We start from the raw sequence: 8,469 nt of genomic DNA, 5'->3' as shown, positions 1-8,469 counted from the left end.
GAGATCGGCGAGGCTCGCGACCCCCCAGGGGGACACATCCAGCAGGTCCTCGCCCACCACGAAATCGGCAATGATATCCTCGCCGTCTGGGTCGGAAGAGGTGATGAACGTATCCCTGCCGTCGCCGCCGTGGAGGGTGTCGTTGCCGCCTCCGCCGAAGAGCATGTCATCGCCCCAGTCGCCCGTGATCCTGTCGTTGCCATCCCCGCCGCGCAGCGTGTCATCGCCCCAGCCACCCTTGACGAAATCATTGCCGGCATTCCCGGAAATCAGGTCGTTTCCCTCGTATCCGTTCATGTTGTCATCGCCGGTGAGGCCCACGATCGTGTCGTTCCCCAACCCGCCGCGCATGCGGTCATCGGCGTCCGAGCCTTCCACGAGGCGAGCATGGGGGGCGCTGCCGTCCGGCGGGAGGTTGCCGGCATCCGCGGCATCGACGCCCTCGATATCGAGGCGCAGGACGGACCATGCCTGCATCGTGACAAGAAATTCATCGAACTCTTCGGCGGTCATCAGCCCGGTGACCTCGGTCGTGCTGATGACCGGTTCGGCCGTTTCGTCGACCCCCCCCGCGCCGCCGTCCCACAGCTCGGTCCAGGACACGCGGTAGTAATCTGCGTCGAGGGTCGTGGCGGCGCTCAGGTCCAGTTCCATCCGGTTTTCGGACCCGCTGCGCTCGGACAGGAAATAAACCAGCCTGTCGCTGTTGCCATATCCGTTAATGGCGACCTCTCCCGCCACTCTGAAATCCATGTTCGGCGTGAGGCCCACAAGGCTTTCGCTCATCAGGGCAAAGCCCTCGCCGGCGAGAGTCAGGGATTCCGCGGAGTTGAATATCAGCGTTCCGGAGTTGCTGTAATTGAAGATCGCAGGCCAGAAATGCGCAGCCTTTACATCATGGGTGACCATTTCATAAAAGATTTCCGTGGCCATGGAAACCTGTTGCAGGCCGCGGTTATTAGCCTGCTCGACGTCACCATTCTTGCGCGTATTCCATTCCGTGATGTAGTAATCGAGTTCCGGAAGCGCGTCATCGCGAGCTTCAAGCGCGATATCCCACAAGTCCAATTGGCTGAAGCCGAATTGTTCCTCGGTGTTCACGGCATCGAAACCGCCATCGAGGTAATAATGTTCGACCACCCCGTCGATCGCGTTCGCGGCGTCCGGCAACTTCAGATCGAACAGCTCGCCATTGGCGTTCTCCACGCTGATACTATCGCGCTCGAATGCCGCGATTATTTCGCGAACCTGCGGGCGCGATGTGCCCTGGGAGTCCACTGTGACCTCGGTCAGCCCGGCGATGAATGCGTCATCCAGACCACCCATCTGATGCGGTGCATAGACAAACCCTGTTGCCTCGTCGACATGAAGTGTAGAGTCGCGGCTTGGCGAGAAAATCCCGGCGGAACTGGTAGTCTGGACCACGATGTCCGGTTGTTCTGACGTCGCAATGCCCATATCGGCAAACGTGTCCGATATCACCTGCGACATCGCCACCGCCAGCTTGCCATATTCCGCGGCGGTCATTTGCCCGGAGCCCCAGAATTCATTCCCGATTTCAAGCGCGTCGATCCTGACACCGCGCGCCTGCGCGGTATCGACAGCCGTCCTGATGAATTCGGACACGTTTTCCAGATGGCCCGCGTCGACGACGCGCTGACCATAGGTGCCGGCAACCAATGCCTCGCCTGCCGATTGCGTGAAGCCGCTGATCGTGGGAATCACGAGGGTGATGCTGTTATCGAGGCTGGCGGCGAGATCGACGAAATCCGTGAAGGGTGTCAGTGTTTGCGTGCTGCCCTGAAATGAACCGGTTGTCCGCTCGTGGCTGCCGCCGCTGATATCCGAAATGTCGAAATACCATTCGGTTACGGAGCCACCGGGGTAGCGCAAATTGGTTGACCCAAGTTCCTGATATCTCTCGCTCAATAGCGTCGTATCAGGTGCATTCACCGTGAAGAGCGCATTGAGGCCGAACATCTCTTCAGCGACGGTTGTGCCGCTGTTCTCGTCAGTCTGGTCAAGGACTTCGATGGTCGCCATGCTGCTCTCCCTTGTGAAACCAGGTTTGCGGTCCTGGACAAGGGGAGTAACCGCCGAACTTTCCACGCGTTCGACGCGCGCTTTTCATTTCGTCAACGTGAGGTTGAAATTTTTACAAATGTCGCACAATGTCACACTGATGTGGAAAATGGTCTTGCCCATGTCTTTCAGGCAATCCCACGGGCGCAAATCGACCCCGCCGATACCGTTAGCGGACCGTGCCGATTTCCTGTCAGTCCGCCTTCGCCTGCCGGTCCACCGCGTGCCCGGACCCCAGATTCACATTCAGCGCCACGTAGCCGCGGCCGACGCGGCGGAGGGTCTCGGCGAGGGTGGTGTTGGCGGTGGCAACGTTCTGTTCAGCCTCGATCAGGTCGCGGATGGTAGCGCCGTCGCGAGTGACAATCTCGCGGGTCAGCGTGACAACTTCCCTGTAGAGCCGCACCGTTTCCGCAGCGGTACGCTGTGCAGAGATGGCAGCGGAATAATTCGCGAGAGAACTTTCCACATCGCGGATCGCTTCGAGAACCGTCAACTTCCACCGCGTATGGGCCTGCCGGACCAGCGACTCGCGTTGCTCGACGCGGGCGCTCCGGGCCTTGTTCGGCAGCGCCGGGAAGGTCAACGCCGGACCGAAGAAATACTCGGTGTTGCGCGTATTCGTGAGCGACGCACCGGTGATTGTGCCGCTGAGCGACAATTGCGGATAGAGGTCGGCGCGCGCTGCCGCCACATCGCGGAAGGCGGCGTAGTAGCTGCGCTCTGCCACGCGGATATCTGGCCGGTTGCGCAGGAGGTCCGCCGGGATACCCACATCGGGCGACAGCGACACGCGCGGCTGACGCGCCGTGGTGTCAAGATCGGTTTCGAGCGTGCCCGGAATCTTTCCCAGAAGCACTGCGATCTCGTTCCTGGCGGCCTCGATCGCGGCCTTGATCTCGGGGATCTCCGCGCGGGTCTCAGACACGAGCGCGCGCGCCTTGACCACGTCCACCCGGGTGGCGGCATTGCCCTCCTTCAGGCGTTCGACCAGTTCAAGGGTCTGGCGGCGAGAGTTCAATTCCGCTCGGCGCAGGCGCAGGCTGGTCTGTTGATAGCGCAGATCGACATAGGCATTGGCGATATTGAGCAGAAGCAGAAGCCGCGCGGCATCGACCTCGGCATCGGCCACCTCGATACGCGCCCCGGCGGCGTCGATCTGTGCCCGCCGTCCGCCATAGATATCGACGATCCACTCGAACCCGAGAGACGCCTCACCGCGGGTGCGTGCCGACCTGTTGTCACCGCCTTCGCGCCGCAGCTCTGCCCCGGGCAGCAGAACCGCCGCCTGCGGCACGGTGCGCTGGATCGCTTCCGCCTCGGTCACACGCTCCCTGGCGATATCGAGATCGAGACTGCCGGTCAGTCCGGTCTCTATCAGGGCGTTGAGAACAGGGTCTTCGAACTTTCTCCACCATTCGGAATTGCTGAGCAACACCGGCGATCCGTCGCGTGCGGTCTTGTAGGAGGACAGAAAGGAAAAGACCGGGGCCTTGTACGGCTCACCAGAGCAGCCTGCCAGAATTGGCAGAGCCAACAGAACACGAAATGTGCGTGACGCCCCGCGCCAGCCCTGAGCCGTCATGGAAATACCCTGCCTCACTGCATGCTTTCCGGCTTTTGGTGCCGGTTGTTCACATGCGCCCACTCGTGCGCATCATGGCCTGAAACCCGCCGGAAAACAAGTTTTGCCTTGAAATGACAGCGCATTGTGCCGAAGGCGCATCACCCGGTGTGCCGAAGGCGTAACATTGCGGGCATCTCAGTCGTCACGGAAGGCGCGGCGCAACTGATCGGTCAGGGGCCGCATCAGATAGCTCAGAACCGTGCGCTCGCCGGTTTGCAGGTAGGCCTCGATGGGCATGCCCGGCAGGATTTCATGGCCGTCAAGCCGTTCCAGTTCACCTTGCGGGACGGTTAGCGTCACGCGATAAAACGGCTTGCCCGTGGCCGGATCAACCACACGGTCGGGGGACACCCCCGACACGGAGCCAACGAGTTCGGGTGCCGTGCGGGTGTTAAAGGCCGTGAAGACGAGCTTGGCCCGCTGCCCCTGAAACACCTGATCGACCGCATTCGGATCAACCCTGACTTCGAAATCCACCCCTTTCGAGATCGGGATGACCTGCAGGATCGTCTCGCCTGGCGGGACGACCTCGCCCGCGCTATGCACCTGCATTTCGTGCACGATACCGCCCACCGGCGCGAGGATTTCGATCCGGTCGAGCTCATTGCGCGCGGTGATAATCTGCAGCAGAAGCTCTTCGCTCTTCGTCACCGCAGCACGCAGGTCGGTGACCACCTGTTCCTTGAATTGCCGTTCAGATTGCAGAATCTCCAGTTCTGTGTCGCGGATCGAATTGCGTATCCGTGCCAGTTCGGATTGCGTTTCCGCGATCTCGCCCAGAAGCCGGGCGCGCACGCGCTGCAATTCGAGCACCTGTCCCTCGCGCGCCAGACCGTCGGCATGCAGGGCGCTGACATCCGCCAGCTCCTTCTCGACAAAGGTCAACTGGTCCTTCTTGGCCTTGATGAGACCCGCCACCCCGGAAATCTGGTTATGGAACTGTGCGACCTTCTCCCGCAGTTGATCCTGCCGTCCTTGCATCACGTCGCGGCGCGCTTGGAAAATCTCCGCTTGTCCTGCGTTGATCTGGTCGAGTCCGAGCCCGTCGAGATACGTGGTGTCATAGTCGAAGATCGGCCGCACCGCGTTCACCTGTTCGGCCTTGAGACGTGCGATCTCGGCGCGTATCTCGGCCAGACGGTTCCGGTACATTTCCAGATTGATGCGCAGCAACGTCGGATCGAGCCGCAACAGCACATCGCCTGCACGCACCAGGTCGCCATCGGCGACGCGCACGTCCTCGACCATGCCACCATCGAGGCTTTGGACCATCTTGGGCTTGCCGCGCACAACCGCAGAGCCGGAGGCGATGACGGCACCGCTGATCGGGGTGATGTAGGCCCATGAAAAGACCAGGATCAGCAATGCAAACCCTCCCAGGATACCGATGCGGGCGGCACGCGAGAGGTCCGTTCTGAGAGGCGGGCCGGCAAAGGCTTCTGCGGTCATGTCCATCTCCCTCACTGCGCCGCGACCGCGACCGGACGCGGTTTGGTGTCCAGCACCTCATCCCTGTCGCCGAATTTCGCGACCCGGCCCTGATGCAGCAGCAGCACCTTGTTCACGGCGGCAATCGCGCTTGGACGGTGCGCCATGACCACGACCACGCTGCCCAGGTCGCGCATCCTCCGGATGGCCCGCGTCAGCGCCTCGTCACCATCGGCATCGAGGTTTGAATTGGGCTCGTCCAGCACGATGAGGCGCGGCGCGCCATAGACGGCCCGCGCAAGGCCCAGACGCTGGACCTGACCGACCGAGAAAGGATTGACCGTGCGGTCCATATGGGTGGCGTAGCCGTCGGAAAGGCCGAGGATCATCTCGTGCACCCCGGCGATGCGCGCCGCCTCGATGATGTCCCGGTCCCTGGCCTCCGGGTCGAACCGGGCGATGTTCTGCCCCACGCTGCCGGGCAACATCTGCACGGATTGCGGCAGATAGCCGATATGCCGACCGAGCGCCGCGGGTGTCCATTGATCGAGCGTCGCGCCATCGAGCCGCACCTCCCCCGCATCCGCCGTCCAGACCCCGACCAGCAGGCGCGCCAGCGTGGACTTGCCTGCGGCACTGTTGCCGATCACGCCGAGCCCGTCACCGGGCGACAGGGCAAAGCTGACGCGGTCCAGGATACGCGGACGCCGGGCGTCCGCCTCCGGTCCCGCCGGGACCAGCCTGGTCAGCGACCGGACCTGCAGATGACCCTCCGGCGCGGGCAGATCGACCCGCGGCTTGTCAGCGGGTGCCTCGCGAAACATCTCGCTCAGGCGGTGATGCGCCTCGCGCGCCCGCCCGATGGCGCGCCACTGGCCGATCACCTGATCCACCGGCGCGAGCGCCCGGCCGGCGATGATCGATGTGGCGATGATCATGCCGGGCGAGATTTCCTGACGCAGAGCAAGCAGCGCCCCCAGCGTCAGGAGGGACGATTGCAGCAGCAGCCGAAACGACTTCGAGAAGGCGGAAAATCCCTCCGACCGGTCGCTGCCCGTCTGCCCCGTGGCGAGCGCCGTGTCGTGCATCTCGCGCCACCGCGCGACCATCCGTTCACGCATACCGAGCGCGTGGAGGGTTTCGGACTCGCCGCGCGCCTGTTCGAGCAGGGCGCGCTCGGCCCCTTCGATGGTCATCGCGTCATGTATCGACCCCTGAACAAGGAACTGATTGAGCAGCGCCGCCCCTGTCACCACCCCGGCCCCGGCCAGCGTCAGCCAGCCGAGCCACGGATGGATCAGGAAAATCAGCCCCAGGAACAGCGGTATCCAGGGCAGATCGAAGAACCCGGTGATCGCCGGGCTGCTCATGAAGCCGCGCACCAGATCGAGATCGCGAACCGGCTGTGCGCGGGGATCGATCCGCGTCCGGTCCCCGATCAAACCGGCACGCAGGGAGAAACGAAACGCCTCTTCTCCAACCTCGGTATCGAGCCGGATAGCCGCCCGCGACAAGAGCCGCGCGCGCAGGAAATCATAGACCCCGAGAAAGCCATAAAGCACGATCACGATGCCGAAGAGCCCCAGCAGCGTGGCACCGGAACCGGACGACAGCACGCGGTCATAAACCTGCAGCATGTAAACCGGACCGGTCAGCATCAGGACGTTGATCGCGGCGCTGAACAGCGCCACGAGCACGAATGTGCCGCGCAATCCTCGCAACGCCCCAAGATAGGCATTGCCTGAGTTTCTCCCGTCCCGCATCGCGATTCGTAGTTGCATGTCTCGTCCGCCGGTAAGCGCCTGACAGGACCCACGCCTGTCTGTCACCGAAGATTGCTCACCGGAATTTTGCGGCGAAGTGGTGAATTTATGGCGCAAATCCGGTCGTGCATGCACCGGTGTCATTCTGCCACGCCCCTGATCGGCCGCAGACGCCGGATCAGCATGGCAACGAATCAGCGATCCCTCGCCAAGTGCATGCTTGTGCTGATCAATGAAAGAAATTACACTTCTAACGTGTAGAACATGGGAAAGACCATGAGCCGTCCGAACGTACTCCTCCTCGACGATGACGCCCAGATTTCCAGGCTTCTCGACGAAGCCTTGTCCGAGGACGGATGTAACGTTGTGCTCGCGACGTCGATCGCCAGGTTTCGGCAGATGCAGGCTGAGCAACGATTTGACATTTACATAATTGATCTCGGATTGCCCGACGGCAACGGACTTTCGCTGATCCAGGAATTGGCGCAGGATCCCTCCTGCGGCGTCATCATCCTGAGCGGGCGCGCCGCGGAAACCGATCGTGTGGTGGGGCTGGAGATCGGTGCCGACGATTACATAACCAAGCCGTTCAGGGTGCGCGAGATGTTGGCGCGTGTGCACGCCTTGCTGCGCAGAACGACCAAGCATCGTTCCATGCAGCCAGTCGCCAGTCCGGAGGCGCGGAGCGCTTCCGGTGATGTCATCGATTTCGATGGCTACAAGCTGGATCTCGGGGCCCGCTTGTTTTTCGCTCCTGATGGACGCGAGATCACATTGACCACCGCAGAGTTCAATCTGCTTGCCGCGCTGCTGCGCCATCGCGGACAGGTCCTGAGCCGGGATCAGTTGATGAACGCGATCAAGGGGCGCGACTGGGAAAGCTATGATCGCGCCGTTGACGGCCTCGTCAGCCGCCTGAGAAACAAGGTGCCCGTCCCCGAGGGACGCTCACACTATATCCGAACGGTTCACGGGATCGGGTACGCGTTTTCTTTGCCGTCCGAATCCCGAAGCTAGGGTCAGGACTCATAGCCAATAGATGACGGTTGCTGCGAGGGCGATGGCGGAGAGGAAGACCTTCGGGCACCTGTCGTAGCGTGTTGCGACGCGCCGGCAATCCTTGAGCCTGCCGAACATGATCTCGATGCGGTTGCGGCGTTTGTAGCGGCGCTTGTCATATTTGACAGTTGTGTTGCGCTGTTTCCGCCCCGGGATGCAAGCGCGTATCCCCTTGTCTTTCAACGCGTCTCTGAACCAGTCTGCGTCGTAGCCTCGGTCTCCGAGCAGCCATTCGACCTTTGGCAAGCCGCCCAGCAATGCCCGTGCGCCAATGTAGTCGCTGACCTGTCCAGCGGTGACAAAGAGGTCAAGCGGACGTCCCTGGCTGTCGCAGATGGCGTGCAGCTTGGTGTTCATGCCGCCCTTGGTGCGCCCGATCAGGCGGCCACGCCCCCCTTTTTCGCGGCCAGGCTGGTCGCGGTCCGGTGGGCCTTGAGGTAGGTTGAGCTACCCCCCGAAATTCGGACACTGACATAAGCTACGATTTGCAGTCTGCTGATCTTCGACGAA

5 protein-coding genes and 1 pseudogene are annotated in these 8,469 nt (G+C 62.1%); 1 reads left to right on the top strand and 5 read right to left on the bottom strand.

Annotated features, from left to right (window positions below):
- From ACFFU4_RS17735 to ACFFU4_RS17720, 4 genes are all read right to left on the bottom strand, one after another.
- Positions 1-2,043: calcium-binding protein (locus ACFFU4_RS17735; RefSeq protein ID WP_377071228.1), on the bottom strand; the 2,043-nt coding region annotated here is incomplete at its 3' end.
- A 232-nt stretch (positions 2,044-2,275) separates the two neighbouring features.
- On the bottom strand, positions 2,276-3,730 hold the full coding sequence (locus tag ACFFU4_RS17730) for an efflux transporter outer membrane subunit (protein WP_377071226.1): 1,455 nt from the start codon (positions 3,728-3,730) through the stop codon (positions 2,276-2,278).
- Positions 3,731-3,844: 114 nt separating this feature from the next.
- Positions 3,845-5,158: an HlyD family type I secretion periplasmic adaptor subunit gene (locus ACFFU4_RS17725; protein WP_377071225.1), complete on the bottom strand. Its 1,314-nt coding sequence runs from the start codon at positions 5,156-5,158 to the stop codon at positions 3,845-3,847.
- Positions 5,159-5,169: 11 nt separating this feature from the next.
- Positions 5,170-6,900: a type I secretion system permease/ATPase gene (locus ACFFU4_RS17720; protein ID WP_377071224.1), complete on the bottom strand. Its 1,731-nt coding sequence runs from the start codon at positions 6,898-6,900 to the stop codon at positions 5,170-5,172.
- A gap of 276 nt (positions 6,901-7,176) precedes the next feature.
- Here ACFFU4_RS17720 and ACFFU4_RS17715 point away from each other — a divergent pair, with 276 nt between their 5' ends.
- The gene (locus ACFFU4_RS17715) at positions 7,177-7,917 is read left to right on the top strand and encodes a response regulator (protein WP_377071223.1); all 741 of its coding nucleotides are present in this window, start codon (positions 7,177-7,179) and stop codon (positions 7,915-7,917) included.
- A gap of 9 nt (positions 7,918-7,926) precedes the next feature.
- On the opposite strand, the pseudogene ACFFU4_RS17710 reads toward ACFFU4_RS17715, so the two are convergent.
- Positions 7,927-8,469, bottom strand: a pseudogene (locus ACFFU4_RS17710) (IS5 family transposase); the annotation flags it as partial.

Origin of the sequence: Roseovarius ramblicola, from assembly GCF_042430665.1 — a bacterium.
GTDB classification, from domain to species: domain Bacteria; phylum Pseudomonadota; class Alphaproteobacteria; order Rhodobacterales; family Rhodobacteraceae; genus Roseovarius; species Roseovarius ramblicola.
The sequence above is the reverse complement of the archived record's forward strand: the minus strand, read 5'-3'. Positions and strand labels throughout refer to the sequence as shown.